The sequence below is a fragment of the Hyphomonas sp. GM-8P genome (assembly GCF_003263315.1).
GTDB lineage: Bacteria > Pseudomonadota > Alphaproteobacteria > Caulobacterales > Hyphomonadaceae > Hyphomonas.
This window is the reverse complement of sequence record NZ_AWFE01000070.1, coordinates 13,599-29,772: the sequence shown is the minus strand read 5'-3', so window position 1 is coordinate 29,772 and position 16,174 is coordinate 13,599. Positions and strand designations below refer to the sequence as shown.

At 59.6% G+C, this 16,174-nt stretch carries 17 protein-coding genes; 11 read left to right on the top strand and 6 right to left on the bottom strand.

The window, feature by feature from the left end:
- Nucleotides 1-35: 35 nt before the first annotated feature.
- Nucleotides 36-1,025, bottom strand: a complete 990-nt coding sequence (locus HY26_RS09920; RefSeq protein ID WP_081812938.1) for a FliM/FliN family flagellar motor C-terminal domain-containing protein — start codon at nt 1,023-1,025, stop codon at nt 36-38.
- A gap of 67 nt (nt 1,026-1,092) precedes the next feature.
- Between HY26_RS09920 and HY26_RS09915 the strand changes: the two genes are divergently transcribed.
- From HY26_RS09915 to HY26_RS09895, 5 genes are all read left to right on the top strand, one after another.
- Nucleotides 1,093-1,905, top strand: a complete 813-nt coding sequence (locus tag HY26_RS09915; protein WP_051599585.1) for a flagellar motor protein MotB — start codon at nt 1,093-1,095, stop codon at nt 1,903-1,905.
- 82 nt (nt 1,906-1,987) lie between these two features.
- Nucleotides 1,988-3,292, top strand: coding sequence for a flagellar hook protein FlgE (locus tag HY26_RS09910; RefSeq protein ID WP_034762104.1), 1,305 nt, complete (start codon nt 1,988-1,990; stop codon nt 3,290-3,292).
- A gap of 27 nt (nt 3,293-3,319) precedes the next feature.
- A complete protein-coding gene (flgK, locus tag HY26_RS09905) occupies nt 3,320-4,768 on the top strand; it encodes a flagellar hook-associated protein FlgK (RefSeq protein ID WP_034762103.1) in 1,449 nt (482 codons plus the stop codon).
- A 4-nt stretch (nt 4,769-4,772) separates the two neighbouring features.
- Nucleotides 4,773-5,750: a flagellin gene (locus HY26_RS09900; RefSeq protein WP_034762101.1), complete on the top strand. Its 978-nt coding sequence runs from the start codon at nt 4,773-4,775 to the stop codon at nt 5,748-5,750.
- Between the two features lie 4 nt (nt 5,751-5,754).
- Complete coding sequence (locus HY26_RS09895) at nt 5,755-6,858, top strand: flagellar basal body P-ring protein FlgI (RefSeq protein ID WP_034762098.1); 1,104 nt, start codon at nt 5,755-5,757, stop codon at nt 6,856-6,858.
- A gap of 34 nt (nt 6,859-6,892) precedes the next feature.
- Here HY26_RS09895 and HY26_RS09890 read toward each other — a convergent pair whose 3' ends face one another.
- From HY26_RS09890 to fliF, 5 genes are read right to left on the bottom strand one after another with little or no spacing between them, the layout of a single operon-like run.
- The gene (locus HY26_RS09890; RefSeq protein ID WP_081812937.1) at nt 6,893-8,005 is read right to left on the bottom strand and encodes a FliG C-terminal domain-containing protein; all 1,113 of its coding nucleotides are present in this window, start codon (nt 8,003-8,005) and stop codon (nt 6,893-6,895) included.
- Nucleotides 8,002-8,787 (bottom strand): flagellar type III secretion system pore protein FliP, encoded by a 786-nt coding sequence (locus HY26_RS09885; protein WP_034762093.1) that lies wholly within the window; start codon nt 8,785-8,787, stop codon nt 8,002-8,004. Before HY26_RS09885 ends, HY26_RS09890 begins: the two co-directional genes overlap by 4 nt.
- Complete coding sequence (locus tag HY26_RS09880) at nt 8,774-9,097, bottom strand: FliM/FliN family flagellar motor switch protein (RefSeq protein ID WP_051599584.1); 324 nt, start codon at nt 9,095-9,097, stop codon at nt 8,774-8,776. The genes HY26_RS09885 and HY26_RS09880 overlap by 14 nt, the downstream gene beginning before the upstream one ends.
- A gap of 4 nt (nt 9,098-9,101) precedes the next feature.
- Nucleotides 9,102-9,704: a hypothetical protein gene (locus HY26_RS09875; RefSeq protein WP_034762090.1), complete on the bottom strand. Its 603-nt coding sequence runs from the start codon at nt 9,702-9,704 to the stop codon at nt 9,102-9,104.
- Complete coding sequence (gene fliF, locus HY26_RS09870) at nt 9,697-11,208, bottom strand: flagellar basal-body MS-ring/collar protein FliF (protein ID WP_034762072.1); 1,512 nt, start codon at nt 11,206-11,208, stop codon at nt 9,697-9,699. The genes HY26_RS09875 and fliF overlap by 8 nt, the downstream gene beginning before the upstream one ends.
- A 128-nt stretch (nt 11,209-11,336) precedes the next feature.
- Between fliF and fliL the strand changes: the two genes are divergently transcribed.
- From fliL to HY26_RS09840, 6 genes are all read left to right on the top strand, one after another.
- Nucleotides 11,337-11,861 carry a flagellar basal body-associated protein FliL gene (gene fliL / locus HY26_RS09865; RefSeq protein WP_051599582.1) on the top strand — a complete coding sequence of 175 codons (525 nt, stop codon included), beginning with the start codon at nt 11,337-11,339 and terminating at the stop codon, nt 11,859-11,861.
- A 5-nt stretch (nt 11,862-11,866) separates the two neighbouring features.
- Nucleotides 11,867-12,331, top strand: coding sequence for a hypothetical protein (locus tag HY26_RS09860; RefSeq protein ID WP_034762069.1), 465 nt, complete (start codon nt 11,867-11,869; stop codon nt 12,329-12,331).
- Nucleotides 12,332-12,361: 30 nt separating this feature from the next.
- A complete protein-coding gene (locus tag HY26_RS09855; protein ID WP_051599580.1) occupies nt 12,362-12,982 on the top strand; it encodes a MotE family protein in 621 nt (206 codons plus the stop codon).
- Nucleotides 12,983-13,085: 103 nt separating this feature from the next.
- Nucleotides 13,086-13,472, top strand: coding sequence for a cytochrome c5 family protein (locus HY26_RS09850; protein ID WP_081812936.1), 387 nt, complete (start codon nt 13,086-13,088; stop codon nt 13,470-13,472).
- Nucleotides 13,469-14,893, top strand: coding sequence for a D-arabinono-1,4-lactone oxidase (locus HY26_RS09845; RefSeq protein WP_034762066.1), 1,425 nt, complete (start codon nt 13,469-13,471; stop codon nt 14,891-14,893). The genes HY26_RS09850 and HY26_RS09845 overlap by 4 nt, the downstream gene beginning before the upstream one ends.
- Nucleotides 14,886-16,169 (top strand): alanine racemase, encoded by a 1,284-nt coding sequence (locus HY26_RS09840; RefSeq protein ID WP_034762063.1) that lies wholly within the window; start codon nt 14,886-14,888, stop codon nt 16,167-16,169. The genes HY26_RS09845 and HY26_RS09840 overlap by 8 nt, the downstream gene beginning before the upstream one ends.
- Nucleotides 16,170-16,174: the final 5 nt, after the last annotated feature.

Genomic DNA, 16,174 nt, shown 5'->3' with positions numbered 1-16,174 from the left:
CAACTCCCATCTAGCAATCCCGATACGGATGATTGCTATGAATCCACGATTTCCTGTGCAAAATTCTCTGAAATTGGCGTTCTGAGTTTCAACGCCCTCTGGCGCTTCCAGACGCCAAGTTCCCCAGTCCCGATGTCGACGCTGCCGTTGATCGTGTTCGCCGACAGGGAGAGCCTGCCGGCATCCGCGCCAGCGAGCGGCAGGACCGTGCCGACTTCAAGCTTGGCGCACTCGCCGATTGTCAGGGGCAAACGATCCAGCACGGCATCCAGCATCGTTGTCGATGCAAGGATGCTATTACTAAGTGACCTCTGACTGTTGCCGCGGGCATTCGCTTTCTGCTCGGCGGCTGCCCGCTGGCTGGAAACAGCGAATTGCTGCATGAATTCAAAGGCGAAGGCCAACCAGATGCAGGAGACCTCCTCCCCCAGCTTGAGCTGGAATTCTACCAGCAGGTAACGGCTGGACGCATCGAAGCGGCCGATAGCACCCGCCGGATCAGCTGAGGAGGTGACACCTTCCCCCGTCTTGATCACGGTGGCGGCGACCTGCCCGCCAAGCTCCAGGCCTGCCTGCTCTGCCAGAAGCTTCAGAAATAATGGTGACGCGTCGCCAAGGCTTTCGGCATCCTGGTCCATGCGAACCGATGCATTGCGGATGGCGCCGACTGCGTCCATCGCGACACCCGCAAGCCCCGGTGAGGTCTTGGCTGAAAAATAGAAGCCGGTTTCCGCGTCAAGCTTCTGCTGAGCCTCCTGGCCGTTGATAACACGGCGGCTGCTCAGTGTGATATCTGGAAGAATACCATAAGTGTCCGCGGCCCAGTCCCGGGTGCAGGCCTGCAATTGCAGCCAGAATTGCTGCAACCGCATGATGCTGGGAGGAATACCCGCCCCAGCGTCGATCTTTTTCCGCAGAACTGCAGACACAGTTTGCCACCTATTAAAAAAACGTACCGTCCCGTTAACCAGTGATGGTGGGTGACCGGTTGAAAAACCATTAACAGCCCGGAGCAAGTTAACCATCGACTCCGCAGCGTTCCTTCACGGCTGTCTGTTAGAAAGTGCCTACTGGCTCAAGTGGTTAGGGTTAATGGGTACTAAGCAACAACCTGTCGTTCACACGACGATCATCAAGCGGAAGAAGGTCGTTAAAGGCGAAGGGCACCATGGCGGTGCCTGGAAAGTCGCCTACGCGGACTTCGTGACCGCGATGATGGCGTTCTTCCTTCTGATGTGGCTTCTGAACGCCACAACGGAAGAACAGCGCAAAGGTATTGCCGACTATTTCAACCCGACCATTCCGATCAGCCGTATCTCCGGTGGCGGATCGGACGGCCTCAATGGCTCGTCCATCTTCACGGAAGAAACCTACGCAAAAATGGGGACTGGCGCATCGCGGTCGAAATCCATCGACTCGCACGGGACGAAAGACAAAACCGATGAACGCGCGATCGCCGCGCAGCTTGAGGACCTTAAGAAGGGTCTTACCGAAGACGGGCACCAGATTTCCGAGCACATGCTGATCAAGATGTCGCCGGAAGGGATCGTGGTGGAGATCACGGACTCGGCTCAGACCCCCCTCTTCCCTGTCGGTTCCAGTCATCCGTCCGAATTGCTGGCAGACCTGATGGGACAGGTCGCCGGATCGTTCGAAAGCTTCGAAAACCAGGTCAAGATTGTCGGTCACACGGACAATCGCAGCTACAGGAATGCCGCCGTCTACGACAACTGGAACCTGTCTGCCGACCGAGCCAACACGGCCCGCCGCCTCCTGGTCCGCTCCGGCATGCCGGCTGACCGTATACGGGAAGTTTCAGGAAAGGCCGATTCTGAACCCCTGGTTCCGGAAAACCCGGCTGCTCCGCAGAACCGCCGGATTTCGATTACCATCCTGACCCAATAAATTTACAGGGTTAAGCGAGGTTATCTCGTCATTAACCAACAATAATTACTCATGGTTGCGTCACTTTGCAGGAGCAACCGACATGAGCATTTCTTCGTCCCTGAATGCAGGGGTGATGGGTTTGAATGTAAACTCCGCCCGCCTCTCCACGATTTCCGACAACATCGCCAACTCGTCGACCTACGGTTACAAACGCAGCCAGGTCGATTTTTCGAGTATGGTTCTCCAGCAACGCAGCTCTGCCTATGCGGCAGGCGGTGTCCGGGTGAGTTCCTACAAGGATATCGCAGCAACAGGGTCGCTGACAGGGACAGGTAATGCCACCGATATTGCTGTCGGAGGCCGCGGCTTGATCCCGGTTACGAATGAGGGCGGCGTCGGCGCCGTACCATCGGAACGTTCGCTCATGCTCCTGCCGACTGGTTCATTCTACACCGACCAGAACGGTTATCTCCGCACCCAGAGCGGCATGTTCCTTCTGGGCTGGCCTGCAGATTCCTCGGGCGACATCGGCAATGTCAGCCGTAACAGCGGCCTGAACCTTGAGCCTGTGAACATCGCAACCTCACAGTTCACTGCTTCGCCGACCACCAGCATGGAACTCGGCATCAACCTGCCAGCCGACGCAACCAATACCGGCGGTTCCGGTGAGCCTTACCTGCTTCCGATCGAGTATTTCGACAATCTTGGTCGCGCCCAGACTTTGACTCTTGAGTTTACACCATCGGTGCCGGGCAGTGGTTCCTCAAACGAATGGGATGTCCAGTTCTTCGACAGCGCAGGTGACCCGCTTACATCGATCGGCGATCTCAATCTCGTATTTGACGACACGGCTGCCAATGGCGGGCGGATCGACACGGCAACGGCTGGTGGCGGCGTCGCTTACGATGCATCTACCGGCCGCCTGTCGATGACCCTGGCGCACGGCCCAGTCGAAATTTTCATAGGCCGCCCGGACGACAGCGCCGGCATCACCCAGCTGGCGGGTCCCTACTCCCCGACCGCTGTGACCAAGGATGGCGCCCCGCTGGGCGACCTCGCAGAGGTCGAGATCGATGAGAACGGTTACCTTCAGGCCGTCTATGATACGGGCCTGCGCCGCACGCTCTACCAGATCCCGGTGGGAGACGTCCCGAACATGAACGGCCTCACCGCGCTCGACGGGCAGGCATTTTCGATTTCGTCCTCATCCGGCAGCCTCTACCTTTGGGATGCCGGCACTGGGCCGGTCGGAACTGTTTCCGGTTACTCTCTTATGGAGTCGACCACGGACATCGCGGCCGAGCTGACCGATCTCATCGAAACGCAACGGGCCTATTCTTCCAACGCGAAGATCGTCCAGACCGTCGACGAGATGCTGCAGGAAACCACAAACCTGAAGCGCTAATTCACGCTTGAACGGGACGGCACGTAAGTGACCATATCCAGCGCTATCCAGGCGGCACAATCGGGCCTTCGGATCACAAGTCTGAAGGCCGACGTCGTCGCCACGAACGTCTCGAATTCGACGACGGCGGGCTATGTCCGCCGTTCGCTCGTTGTGGCGGAGAACATCCTCGGCGGGAACAGCGCAGGGGTCCGCTCCGTTGGCATCACCCGGGCCGGTGACGAGGCCTTGTCTGCCGAACGCAGGTCTCTCGGAAGCGACCTTTCACAGGCGGACCTGTTCGCATCGACCTGGAGCACCATCTCTGCCCGCGTCGGAAATACGGCCGACGGATCCGGACTTTTCGGCCTGTTTTCGAACTTCGAGAGCGCCCTGTCCAATCTCGCCATATCGCCCGAGTCCGGCTCGGATATGACCGCGACGCTTCAGGCGGCCAGTTCCCTCGTCAAGGAATTCAATGCCCTTTCCGATTTCGCCACGTCCCTTCGCGCGGAAACTGACCACGAAATCGCAATCGGCGTAGACACAGTGAATGCCGCCTTGAAGGGCATTGAGGAACTCAACGGAAAGATCGCCCGGATTGACCGCACCAGCAGCCAGGCGGCCGCGCTGATCGACGAACGGGGACGCCTGCTCGACCAGATTTCCGACTACTTGCCGATACAAACCGTACCGCGCCAGAGTGGCGGCATCGATATCGTCACGCAGGAAGGTGTCTACCTTCTGCAAACGACCGCCAAAGAGATTGAATTCACGCCATCGACCGTGTTTGGCCCTTCGCAGACACTGGCAAGTGGCGGCCTCTCCGGGTTGAGCGTCGGGGGCATATCCATCACGCCCGGCACGTCTTCGTATGGCGCTGTTTCAAGCGGCATGTTTGGCGCGCTGTTCACGCTGCGCGATACCGACCTTCCCGCGTTCAGTGACCAGCTGGACACTCTTGCGGGCGATCTGATTGCCCGCCTTTCGGACGATGCAATCGATCCGACGAAAACGCCGGGTGCGCAAGGATTGTTCGTGGACTCCGACGGCTCCGGCGATCCAGGTCTTGCAGGGCGCCTGGCACTGAACCCGGCCATCGACCCTAGCCAGGGCGGCAGCATGTGGCGTTTGCGGGACGGTATCGGGGCAATCAGCGAGGGCGCTTCAGGGAATGCGACCATCCTGCAGAACATGCTGGACGCAGTCACAACCGTCCGCCCAATGAATATGGGAGGGTTTCAAGGTAGTTATTCTTCCAGCGAGCTTCTTGCCCAGTTTGCATCCACGACCGGACAGAAGCGAGTAAGCCATGAAGCAGTCCTCTCGTCGACATCATCGCAGTACAGCATCATGGCGGAAGCAGAAATTTCCGAGACGGGCGTCGATGTCGACCAGCAGATGCAGGATCTTCTGATCATCGAGCAGGCCTATGCCGCCAATGCACGGGTGATTGAAATTGCCAGCAACATGATCGACCGGCTGATGGAGATCTGATAACATGCGCCTGAGCCTTCCCATCCACAACATCTCATCCGGTCTCAGTGAGACGGTTGTTCGCCTGCGCGAACGCATCGACACGACATCCGAGGAAGCCGTCACAGGCCGCTACAAGGACATGACCGCGCATCTGTCCGGTCGTATTGGCAAGGCCATGCTCGGACAGAAAGCAATCGACGATGTCACGAACGAGCGGACCCAGCTGACCCTCAAGGAGACCAGGCTGGACATCATCCAGCAGTCTCTGACAGCAATCGATGACAATATCGGTCAACTCGGCGTTCGCATGAAAGCCGCGCTCGGCTCTGAGGATTTTACCGCAAGGGAAGCGGTTGTACGCGACGCGAAAGCGGCCATTGCCTCAACATTCTCCATCCTCAATACGCGTCATGGCGAACGCTATCTGTTTTCTGGCGACGCCACCAACACCAAGCCGATGAGTGACGTGGACGCATTTCTGGACGATGTCCGTGCCATGGCGGCCTCCGCGACCGATGCCGCGGACTTCGCGACGCAGATGGATGCCTATTTCAACACGCCAGGCAGCGGCTGGCAGGCCGATATCTATTCCGGCACTGCGACAGCCTCCGATCCGGCAAGTGTGACAGGCACCGACCCTGAGATCACCAAGACTGTCTGGGGGCTGGCCGTTCTCGCGCTGTCCGGGGCCGACGAAACACTTGCCCTTTTCGACGGCAACAGTGATGCCCTCATTCAGGCAACCGATACGCTGGCGGACGGTCAGGCAGCTCTGACGATTGCCCGCGCAGAGCGCGGCATTCTTCAGGCGCAGATCGAGTCTTCGAAAAGCGCGCTCGATGTTGAGGAAACCGTCCTCACGCACGCTTTCAATCAGATGACGGCAAGGGACCAATATGAAGCGGCTTCGGAACTGAAGCAGCTCGAAACCGGTCTCGAAGCCTCCTACACACTTACTGCACGGCTGGCCAATCTCAGCCTGCTGAACTTTATGAGGTAGTGCCATGAAATGGACCGCCCTGATCCTCGCAGCTTTTTCAGCAGTAACCCTGGCTTTCTCCGCCAGTGCTGAAACCCGCATCCGCGATATCGTGGATGTAGAAGGGATTCGCCAGAACGATCTGGTCGGCTATGGTATCGTTGTCGGACTCAATGGCACCGGCGATACGGTGAAGAACTCCCCTTTCACCGAAGACTCCCTCTCCTACATGCTGGAGCGCCTGGGCGTGAACGTTCAGGGTGAAGAGATCAAGCCGAAGAACGTTGCTGCCGTGCTCGTTACGGCCACGTTGCCCTCCTTCTCCCGGTCCGGATCCAGCGTCGATGTCACTGTCGCCTCCATCGGTGATGCGAAAAGCCTCGAGGGCGGGACGCTGATCCTTACGCCGCTCAAGGGCGCGGACAATGAAGTCTACGCCGTGGCGCAGGGCGCGATCATCGTCAGCGGCATCGATGTCCAGGCAGCGGGCGCGCGCGAAACGCGCGGCACTCCGACGACCGGCGCAGTTCCCAACGGTGCCCGCGTGGAACGGGAACTCGCTTATGACTTCAACCAGCGCGACCACCTGACCCTGGCGCTCCGCAGCCCGGATTTTACCACGGCGGCGCGGATCGAGGATGTCATCAATGGCCGGGTCGGCAGTCCGATCGCCTTCATGCGCGACCCCGGAACCGTGGAACTCAACTTTGCTTCACTCCAGGTCTCCCCTGCCCGTCTGCTGGCAGAAATCGAGAACCTGACCGTGCCGGTCAACGCCCCGGCCCGTATCGTCATTGACGAGAAATCCGGAACGATCGTGATGGGCGACGATGTCACCATCTCCCGCGTTGCGATTGCGCAGGGCAATATCTCGATCAAGATATCAGAGACGCCGGTCGCGTCTCAGCCCGGGCCATTCTCCCGCGGAGAAACGCAGGTGCTTCCGCGATCCGAAATCTCCATCGGTCAGACGGGTAGCGGCAATATTGCCCTGCTCCAGCCGAATGTGACGCTGTCGGAACTGATCTCTGGTCTGAACGCCCTCGGCGTCACACCGCAGGAAATGGCAGATATCATCCGCTCCATGAAGACGGCAGGCGCCATCCACGCTGAACTGGTGATCCGATAAAGGTGTGACTAGGGCCGGTTGAGAACAGGACGCGTCAGGCGTCCTGTTCTGCGCTGCGCTCAAGCACGATCAGGCCACGCCGCTTGAGGCCCATCAGGGCATTGAGGAATTCCCGCTGGACCGTCTCGGCGGCTGCTGGTTCCAGAGGCTTCATGCCGCCAAGGTCGTCACGATACTGATCTGCCATCCGCGACGAAATATTCCCGAGCAGGTAATCCGAGACGGCACTGTTGCTGCCCTGAAGCGTGCTGAGGAGCTTCAGCAGGAATGACTGATCCACTTCGCGGAACACGACCGGCACGGCATTCTTCGGCAGCAGGTCCGGCAGACCTTCGATCGTGAAGATCGATTTCTCGATGCCTTCCAGCTTGTCCTGATGCTTGGAGCGGAGAAACGCGACAAGGCTGTCACGCTTTTCCGTCGAGATGAGGCTCAGCAGCTCCCCGACAGAGGCCAGATTGTTGCCCGCTTCCTCGGTTTCTTCCTGAACGGCGTTGAGAAATTCCATCTCGACCATGCGGCCAAGCACCTGGTCGACGCCCGGATCGGTCTTTCGCGGCTCGACCATGTGGCCGATCATCGGTCCCAGCTTATCGCCTTCCATATGGCCCAGAACTTCTGACGAGACGGACACGTCGAGCTTCTGCAGAATCAGAGCGATCAAATTGGGCGACAGGCGCGAAAGGTAAGTTGCAACCTGTTTCGGATCCTTGCGCTCCAGGCGTTCCCATACGCTGAGCTGTTCCTCATCCTCGTCATCAGCCGCTTCTGAAGTGTCGTCCTTGTAGATCAGGCTCAGGCGATTGGAGTCGACCACGCTGGACAAGACTTCCTTGGCACGTGTCCGGCCTCCGCGCATCGCGCCATTTGTCTTGCGAAGATGGGCTATGAAATCCATGACGATGTCGACCAGTTCATCGCGGGTCAGCATGGACAGGTTTTCAAGCGCGGAAGCGACCTTGGCCAGCGCGGCATCGTCCAGCTTTTCAACAATCGGCTTGGCGGCGCTCTCCCCCAGCAAGGCGATGATCACCGCAGCGCGCTGGGCAGAACTGATCGGTGCCGGCTGAGGCGGCGCCACACCCATTTTTTGCGCGCGGCGCGCTGGAAGGCTTTCCACGTTGGAGGCAGTTCGGGCAGAGCTCATCCTGCATATCCGCGCAAAATGGCTTCTGTAATCTTAAGCCAGCCGTCTGCCAGAACAAAAAATCCGAGCTTGAACGGCAACGAAACCACAGTGGGTGGCACCATCATCATGCCGACCGCCATCAGCACCGAGGCTACAACGAGGTCGATCACCATGAATGGCAGGAATATGACAAAGCCGATCTGGAAGGCATGTTTGACCTCCGACAGCATGAAACCGGTCGCGAGCAGAGGAAAAGACGGCGCTTCACCCTCGGCGAGCGGCCGGTTCAGGGCATCGCTCAGCACGTAAAGGGTTTCCGGTTCGGTCCGGTTGGTCATGAAGGTCCGGAACGGGTCCGTGGTCATTACCCAGGCCTGCTCTTCGGTCAGTACGCCATCCATGTAAGGGGAAATGCCATTGTCCCACGCATTGGTGAAAACCGGTTCCATGACGAAAAAGGTCAGGAACATGGCCAGCGCCATGATCATCATGTTGGGCGGCGCCTGCTGGACACCGACAGCCTGACGCATGAACGAAAAGACGATCACCATGAATGGCAGGCAGGTCACCATCATGGCGATCGCCGGCACCAGGCTGAGTACCGACACCAGCAGGAAGAGCTGGATCACAGAGCGGCTGAGCCCGCCCTGGCCATTTCCGTTCAGGACATCATTCAGGCTGGGAACCGGGTCCAGCTGCGGCGCACCTTGCGCATGCGCGGCGAGCGAAACGCCCACCACGGCAAGCATCATCAGAATGCTGAAGCGGAGGAAAATGCCCCCTGCCCTAGCCCAGATCATCGTAGGATTGCTCCGGTATCTCCGTAATTTTCACGCCGAGCGAACCATCTTCCGTTTCCACAAGCTCACCTTTCGCGATGACCTTGTTGTCGATCGTGAGGTCCACCGGGTCCTCGATACGAGACGTAAGCGGAACAATTGATTCCGGCTGCAAATCAAGGATTTCCGACACGCTGAGACGTGCCTGCCCGATCGAAACGGTTACAGTGACCGGAACACTGAAAATCGTCCGGCGATGCTGGTTTGCTGAAGACGGGTCACGACGCTCGACCTCAGGCGATTTGGGTTCGGCTTCCATAGGGACGGCCATGGGTCTACTCCTCGATCATTGTGTGGGAGGGGTCCAGATGGGCGAGGCACGCAGCCAGCAGACCCTCGAAATCAAATGTCACGCCGCCGGTCTTCCACGAGACAAGCACACGCGTCTCATCCTGCGACGTTGCAGGCGCCAACTTGCAGCGGCCAGCCAGAGACGACTCGCTCGCGATGATGGGTTCAAGCTTGTCCAGCATGGCCTGCCGGGCACGGATCTCAAGTGACGGCACCGAAGCCGGCACAAGAACCGGAAGGTGCCGGGCAATCTCGTCGGCCAGAAACTGCCGCGACAATTCCGGGAAAAGGCGTGCTGCGAGTGCCTGCGTGACCTGCATGGACTGATCCCGCGCCTCGCCCTCAATCCGGGTCAGTGCAGAGGAAAGCTGCGCGACGAGACTTTCGACTTCCGCGAGCGATGGCCCCAGGTCTTCGGGAGGCGTCAATTCCTCTTCCGCTTCCGACACGTCCTGTTGCGGCGGTGCAGCCGCAGGCCGTGCGGCAGCTGCCTGCATCTGGCCCAGCATGCGTTTCAACTGCTCGGCAGGATGCGTCTGATCATCCCTGTCGAAACGCGGCAGGTTGGAGAGAAGCGCGTTACTCATTCACAGCAAACTTCCGGTCTTCATCGAGCCATTCCTGCAGGATAGCCGCAGCATCGTCCTGGCGTTCGGATGCATAGTCTTTCAGGGAGACGAACGGGTCGGCCGCAATCGCATCCAGGCTACCTGGCTCATGATCATCCAAAGACAAAGCATTCGTCTTCGGCTGCTTCATCATCGGCCGGATCACGCCGAGGGCCAGGACGATGACCACAAGTCCCAGAACGAGGATCTGGATGCCGGACCAGAGGTAGCGCTCCATCAACTGGTCCATCATGCTCGGCGCGGTGGCGAGTTCCTCAACGGGCGCGGCCTGGAAAGGCATGAATTCCACGGTCAGGTTATCTCCCCGGCCCACATCGAGCCCCACGGCGGATGTCACGAGCTGGCGGAAATTGGCAACCATCTGGTCATTGACCGTCGCGGCGTCCGGTGCGGCAGGATCCAGTCCGAGCACCTGGTCATTCACGAGAACCGCGACCGAAATCCGCTCCACCTGCCCCGGCAGGCGTTCGGTTTCCGTGCGGGTTTCGTTGATCTCATAGGAGACAGACTCAGAGGAATTCTTGACCGTGCTGTTGCTCTGGCTACCGGCCGGTGCGCTCCCCTGCGGGAGATTACTGGATACAGTAAGCGCGCCGGAGGTGCCGCCGCTGGTCTCCGCCACATCGCCTGTTGTGCGTGACCGGACGACCCGAGAGTCAGGATCATACGTCACCGCGGAAGTCCGCTGGCGTTCGTGACTGACATCGACAGACACAGACACCCGCGCATTACCGGCGCCGACACGCGCCTCAAGCAGGCGCAGGATTTTCTGCTCCAGCTGCGATTCCTCGGTTTCCGCCTGAACGCCCGATTGCTCTGCGGATGCAACGCCTGGCCCGGCCAGAATACCTTTGTTGAGATCGATCACGGCGACCTCGTCCGGGCTCAGTCCGGAGACTGCCAGAGCAACCAGGTACTGGATGCCCTGTGCCTGACTGCTCGTCAGGTTATGTGCAGACGACAGCGTTACCGAAGCCGTCTGCGCCGGATCAGACCGTGCGAACCCCGAACGCAGGCTTGCGCCGATATGGACCCGTGCCGACTGGATTCCCGGAACGGCAAGGATGGTGCGCGTCAGTTCGCCTTCCTTGGCACGCCAATACGCAGCATTGTACATCTCCGACGTGACGGAAAACCCGTTTACGTTGTCCAGAAGTTCGTAACCCTGAACCGACTGTTTCGGCAGCCCGTCCCGGGCGAGCGCGAACCGGACCGAATCGCGGTCTTTCTGCGGCACCAGGATCGCATCGCCCTTGATTTCGTAGCGCGTGCCGCGCTTGTCGAGCTCATCGATGATCTCACCCGTGACGGAAGCGTCGAGTCCGGAATATAGCAGTCCCATCGGCTGTTTCATCGCCCCTTGCACCATGAAACTCATGATTCCGATGACGCCCAGCATGGCGACAGCGAGCATGATTTGCCGGCTGACAGGCAGGGCGCGAAGATTGGCAATGAAATTCATGAATCAGGTCTTCCCGTATCGGGGCGGATCGTTGGAATGGTTAATATCTGGCCGAAAATCATTAACGGTTCCTTTACCCGAAGCCTTGTTTAAGGAGCATCGGGAGTCTTGGGATAGCCGGGAAGTTGATGGCAAAAAAAGATGCTGCGAAAGCTGGCGACCAAGCCGCGGACGGCGGTGCGCAGACCAGCGGGAAGAAGTCGGGTGGCGGGTTCGTCGGCATGGCGATCCTTGCTGTGGGCGCCATGACCAGCTCTTTCGCAACCGTCTATGTCCTGGCCTCCGATCCACCGACGGGCCCAGCCTGTCCGGTGGTCGATACCGGCCCAGCGCTCGAACCCATCGCGCAACAAGACCAGACCTATGTGGAACTGCAGGACATCCTGATCACGATCGGAAGCGAGCCGGCAACACGCTATCTGAAGATGAAGGTCTCCATTGTCACCGATAACAGCGGTGCGGGTATGGTTACCAAAGCCGAACCCGTGCTGATCGATGCATTTACCAACTATCTGCGTTCCGTCGAACTCAGCGATTTCGAAAACCCCGATTTCTACGCCCACATGCGCGAACAGCTCAGCCGCCGCTCTGAACTGGTGCTGGGCGGCGGTGTTTCCGAAGGCGTCCTGATCACAGAATTCCTGCTGAGGTGAGCCCCATGCCGATTGAAGCCACCGACATCGCCATCATCCTCGTGTCCTTCGCCGCCTGTGTGTATTGTTTCGTGCTGAACCGCCGGCTGAAAGCCCTGCAGGATACGCGCGACGGACTCGGCGCAACCATCATGGCCATGTCCAAATCGATTGCAGCCATGTCCAGCTCGACCAAGGAAACACGTTCCCATGTCGGCGAAATGGCTGCGCGCCTCGCAATGCAGTTGGAGGACGCAAAACAGACCTGCGCCCGGCTGGAAAAGCTGAAAGCGTCCCTTGAAGCGACACAGAAGGACGCCGTCGACCAGGTGACGGCCTCTCAGGCCGAACTCAGCACGATGATGCGGATCATCCTCGACCAGTCCAAGACCCGCATCATGGAAATGAACCGCGTCATGCAGGACATGCGTGAAATGACTGAAGACGCCGACGAAGACTATCGCCCCCTCGCCCAGACCACCGGGCGCTGACCTCGCAGAAGACGAAACGGGTAGCCTGCCATGAAGTCTCTCAACAACAGCCGATCCTATGTCCTGCTTACCCTGGGATTCCTGTTCACACTGGGTGCCGCCGTCAGGTTCCTGCCCAGCAATCTGGCGATTGCAGAGAGCCCGCAGAAGACGGCCCATCCCACGGAAGCCGGGGACCACACTCCGGCGCCCGCGCCGATTGTGGCAGGGACCAAACAGATCGACCAGGTCTGTTTTACCGCCGAGACCGCTGCGCTTCTGGCGGATGACCAGAAAAAACTGAAAGAACAACAGGCTGCCTTGCAGGAGCTCGAGCTGGAACTGCTCGCACGCCAGCAGGAACTGGACCGCCGTGCGTCCGATCTTCAGGCAGTCGAAGCAACGCTTCAGGACCGGTGGGGCCAGCTCCAGGACGCCTCGAATGATGATATGGATCATCTGGCGCGCATGTACGGCACGATGAAACCGGACCAGGCGGCGTCGATCTTCAACCAGATGGATTCCGACTTTGCAGCCGGCTTCCTGCGTCTCATGCGCTCCGAACAGGCCGGCATGATTCTCGCTGGCATGGAGACCAAGAAGGCCTACGAGGTCAGTCTCCGCCTTGCTGCCATGAATGAAGACGTCCGGAATTCCTCCAGAAACGAATAGATTCGATTGTCTGTTCTTTCCACGATAGACTCATTTTGATGTGTCCTGTAATGATAGCATTAGCTATCTAAAACACGATCCGGGCAACGGACGGGGGAGACAAATGGTGAGGACTTTCACAGCGACGCTGGTGCTGGCATGTATGTGTGCCTGTTCCCGGGGGGCGGAAGAGATCGCCGCGCCGGAAATCGTCGAACCCGACGCCGCTCACATCGCCCTCGCCGAAACCATGGTCCCAGCAGATGCCGGTCTCGCCGCCATCTATGACCGGTCCTGCCGGGCCTGCCATGCCCTGAATGGACTGGGCGCCCCGCTGACCGGCCACTCGGCGGCGTGGGAAATGCGGTTCGAGCAGCGTGGAATGGACGGTTTGCTGACCTCGATTCACTCCGGCCGCGGTACGATGCCCGCCATGGGGTACTGCCCGGACTGCACAGACGACGATTTCAAGTCACTCATCGAATTCATGGCAACGGAGGGCCAGTCATGAGCACCACCCGGCGCGCCATTCTGCTCGGATCGGCCGGGCTCGCTGCCGCCGTCGCCATTCCCGGCGTCCAGTATGCAAGCTGGAGCATGAAGGATTTCAAGCGCGACGGATACAGCCCGGACCTGCCCCCTGCCCCGGAAGGTGAAGTGGCCTGGTCCAACTGGTCCGGCATACAGCGATCCACACCAAGTCAAATCGCAGTACCAGCCACCGAAGCTGACCTTGCAAGCGCACTCGCCGAAGCACGCCGCGTGCGCCCTGTCGGCAGCGGACACTCCTTCACCGGTCTCGTCCCCTCAGAACATTTGATCGTGGATGCCAGCCGCTTTTCAGGACTGGTTTCGTCTGACACAGCAACTGGAATGGCCACGTTCGGGGCTGGCACACGAATTCGCCAGGCAGCGCGTGAACTGGACGCCGCCGGTCTCGCGCTTCTGAACCTGCCAGATGTCGATGTGCAAACCCTCGCGGGATCATTTTCGACCTCCACCCATGGCACAGGCCGGATGCTCAAGCCCCTGCACGCACACATCGAAGGCTTCCGGATCGTCACGGCAGACGGCACCGCCCGCGATGTAACCGCCGCTTCGGACCCGGATTTGTTCTCCGCCGGCCAGGTTTCGCTCGGCGCATTGGGGGTCATCACTCAGTACACGCTGAAATGCGTGCCGTCCTACAATCTGAAACGCCGGGTCTGGGTGGAACAGCTGGACACGCTGCTCGACCGCGTGATGGATCTTTCGGAACAACACCGGAATTTCGAATTCTACTACTTCCCGTTCACAGGGTATGCTGCCGGGATCTCGCACGATATTTTCGATGGCGAGGTAACCGGCCGGGTTTCCGACGAAGACGAAGACACGCTGGCAGGTCTCAAGGAACTGCGCGACGTGTTCGGCTGGTCATCCTGGCTGCGCCGGCGCATCGCCGCCGGAAGCCTGCCGAAGGGCCAGATCGAGGAAAGTTCAGACGCTTACTGGAAGCTGCTTGCCACCGCGCGGCCAACCAAGTTCAACGAGATGGAATACCACATTCCGCTTGAGAACGGCCTCGCCTGCCTGCGGGAGATCATCGCGGCGCTGGAATCCCGCAACGACACTTTCTTCCCGATGGAAATCCGGATCACGGCACCTGACAATGCGTGGCTCAGCCCGTTCAATGACGGTCCACGCATGTCGATTGCCACGCATGCCGCTGTGGACGAGCCCTACGACTATTTCTTCTCCACGCTGGAACCCATTCACCGTGCCCATGGCGGACGTCCGCACTGGGGCAAGCTGCATTCCCTCGGAAAGGAAGACCTGATCGCGCTCTATCCGGAATTCCAGAACTTCCTTGACCTGCGCGCCGCCCTCGATCCGGAAGGGAAATTTCTGAACCCGCACCTTGCACACCTGTTCGGAGTGGACTTCGATGCCTGAACTTTCGCGCCGTACCCTGTTTCTTGGCGGCGCCGCCGTCGCTGCCGGAGGAGCCGTCCTGATGAACAAGCCTCACGACCATAGTGGGCCGCGCGATCCGTACTTTCTCAGCGTTCAGGCTGCCCTGATCGGCGCCGGCATCGCCTGGCCAACGCTCGTGATCGACAGGAAGCGTCTCTCGGATAATGTCAGAACCCTGAAGACGCACCTGCCCGCGGGCATGGGCTACCGCATCGTTGCGAAATCCCTTCCCTCCATCGGACTGCTGTCTCATATCCGCGATCTTTCCGGCACCAACCGGTTGATGACGTTCAACCAGCCCATGTTGTCCCAGCTCTCCGTCGACATGCCGGATGCAAGCCAACTGGTGGGCAAGCCTCTTCCGGTGCGCGCCGCCCGTCACTATTTCGAGACGCTTCCCGCACATGCCAGCGCAGCAGCGGACAATATCGAATGGCTGATCGATACGCCGGAGCGGCTTCAGCAATATGCCGCGCTCGCGTCGGACATCGGCCGGCCCCTGAAGATTGTCCTCGAGCTCGACGTCGGCCTGCACCGCGGCGGCTTTGAGCCGGGGCCTGCCCTTGGTGCCACCATCGAAGCGATCAAGGCGGACCCAAATCTCGAATTCAAGGGTTTCATGGGCTATGAGCCGCACATCCCTTCCCTGCCGACCGCGCTTGGCTGGCGGGACAAGGCGCTGAAAGGCGCGTGGAACACCTACACCTCCGCCCTGGAACAGGCGGCCACGCTGATCGGCGGTGACCAAATGGCGGGCCTGACCCGGAACGCAGCCGGTAGCCCGACCTATCGCTACTACCAGTCCACCGATATCGCGAATGAGGTGTCCGCAGGGTCCTGCCTGGTGAAACCGACGCATTTCGACACGGAACTTCTGGAACCGCACCAACCAGCCAGCTTTATCGCGACACCGGTCATCAAATCGTTCGACAAGACCCGCCTGCCGGGCCTTGAGTTTGCGAGCGGAACTGCCTCTGCGTGGAATCCCAATTCGAAGAAGACCGTCTTCATCCATGGCGGTCATTGGCTTGCCGACCCGGTCGATCCGCCCGGTTTGGAGTACAACAAGACGTTCGGACGTTCCTCGAACCAGGAAATGCTGAATGGCGGGCCTGAACTGTCCATCCAGACGGACGAGTTCGTTTTCCTCCGCCCGCAACAGAGCGAAGCGGTCTTCCTGCAATTCGGAGACATTGCCGTCTATGAAGACGGCGCGATCCTCGACACCTGGCCGGTTTTCCCCGTTTCCGCCTGAGCGCG

Excerpts from the sequence above, each read along its gene's own strand:
- HY26_RS09845 (WP_034762066.1), top strand. The coding sequence starts at position 13,469 with ATGAGCACCACCCGGCGCGCCATTCTGCTCGGATCGGCCGGGCTCGCT.
- HY26_RS09875 (WP_034762090.1), bottom strand. The coding sequence starts at position 9,704 with ATGAGTAACGCGCTTCTCTCCAACCTGCCGCGTTTCGACAGGGATGAT.
- HY26_RS09890 (WP_081812937.1), bottom strand. The coding sequence starts at position 8,005 with ATGAGCTCTGCCCGAACTGCCTCCAACGTGGAAAGCCTTCCAGCGCGC.
- HY26_RS09920 (WP_081812938.1), bottom strand. The coding sequence starts at position 1,025 with ATGGTTAACTTGCTCCGGGCTGTTAATGGTTTTTCAACCGGTCACCCA.
- HY26_RS09910 (WP_034762104.1), top strand. The coding sequence starts at position 1,988 with ATGAGCATTTCTTCGTCCCTGAATGCAGGGGTGATGGGTTTGAATGTA.
- HY26_RS09855 (WP_051599580.1), top strand. The coding sequence starts at position 12,362 with ATGAAGTCTCTCAACAACAGCCGATCCTATGTCCTGCTTACCCTGGGA.
- HY26_RS09840 (WP_034762063.1), top strand. The coding sequence starts at position 14,886 with ATGCCTGAACTTTCGCGCCGTACCCTGTTTCTTGGCGGCGCCGCCGTC.
- HY26_RS09885 (WP_034762093.1), bottom strand. The coding sequence starts at position 8,787 with ATGATCTGGGCTAGGGCAGGGGGCATTTTCCTCCGCTTCAGCATTCTG.
- HY26_RS09900 (WP_034762101.1), top strand. The coding sequence starts at position 4,773 with ATGCGCCTGAGCCTTCCCATCCACAACATCTCATCCGGTCTCAGTGAG.
- HY26_RS09915 (WP_051599585.1), top strand. The coding sequence starts at position 1,093 with ATGGGTACTAAGCAACAACCTGTCGTTCACACGACGATCATCAAGCGG.
- HY26_RS09895 (WP_034762098.1), top strand. The coding sequence starts at position 5,755 with ATGAAATGGACCGCCCTGATCCTCGCAGCTTTTTCAGCAGTAACCCTG.
- HY26_RS09850 (WP_081812936.1), top strand. The coding sequence starts at position 13,086 with ATGGTGAGGACTTTCACAGCGACGCTGGTGCTGGCATGTATGTGTGCC.
- HY26_RS09880 (WP_051599584.1), bottom strand. The coding sequence starts at position 9,097 with ATGGCCGTCCCTATGGAAGCCGAACCCAAATCGCCTGAGGTCGAGCGT.
- fliL (WP_051599582.1), top strand. The coding sequence starts at position 11,337 with ATGGCAAAAAAAGATGCTGCGAAAGCTGGCGACCAAGCCGCGGACGGC.
- fliF (WP_034762072.1), bottom strand. The coding sequence starts at position 11,208 with ATGAATTTCATTGCCAATCTTCGCGCCCTGCCTGTCAGCCGGCAAATC.
- HY26_RS09860 (WP_034762069.1), top strand. The coding sequence starts at position 11,867 with ATGCCGATTGAAGCCACCGACATCGCCATCATCCTCGTGTCCTTCGCC.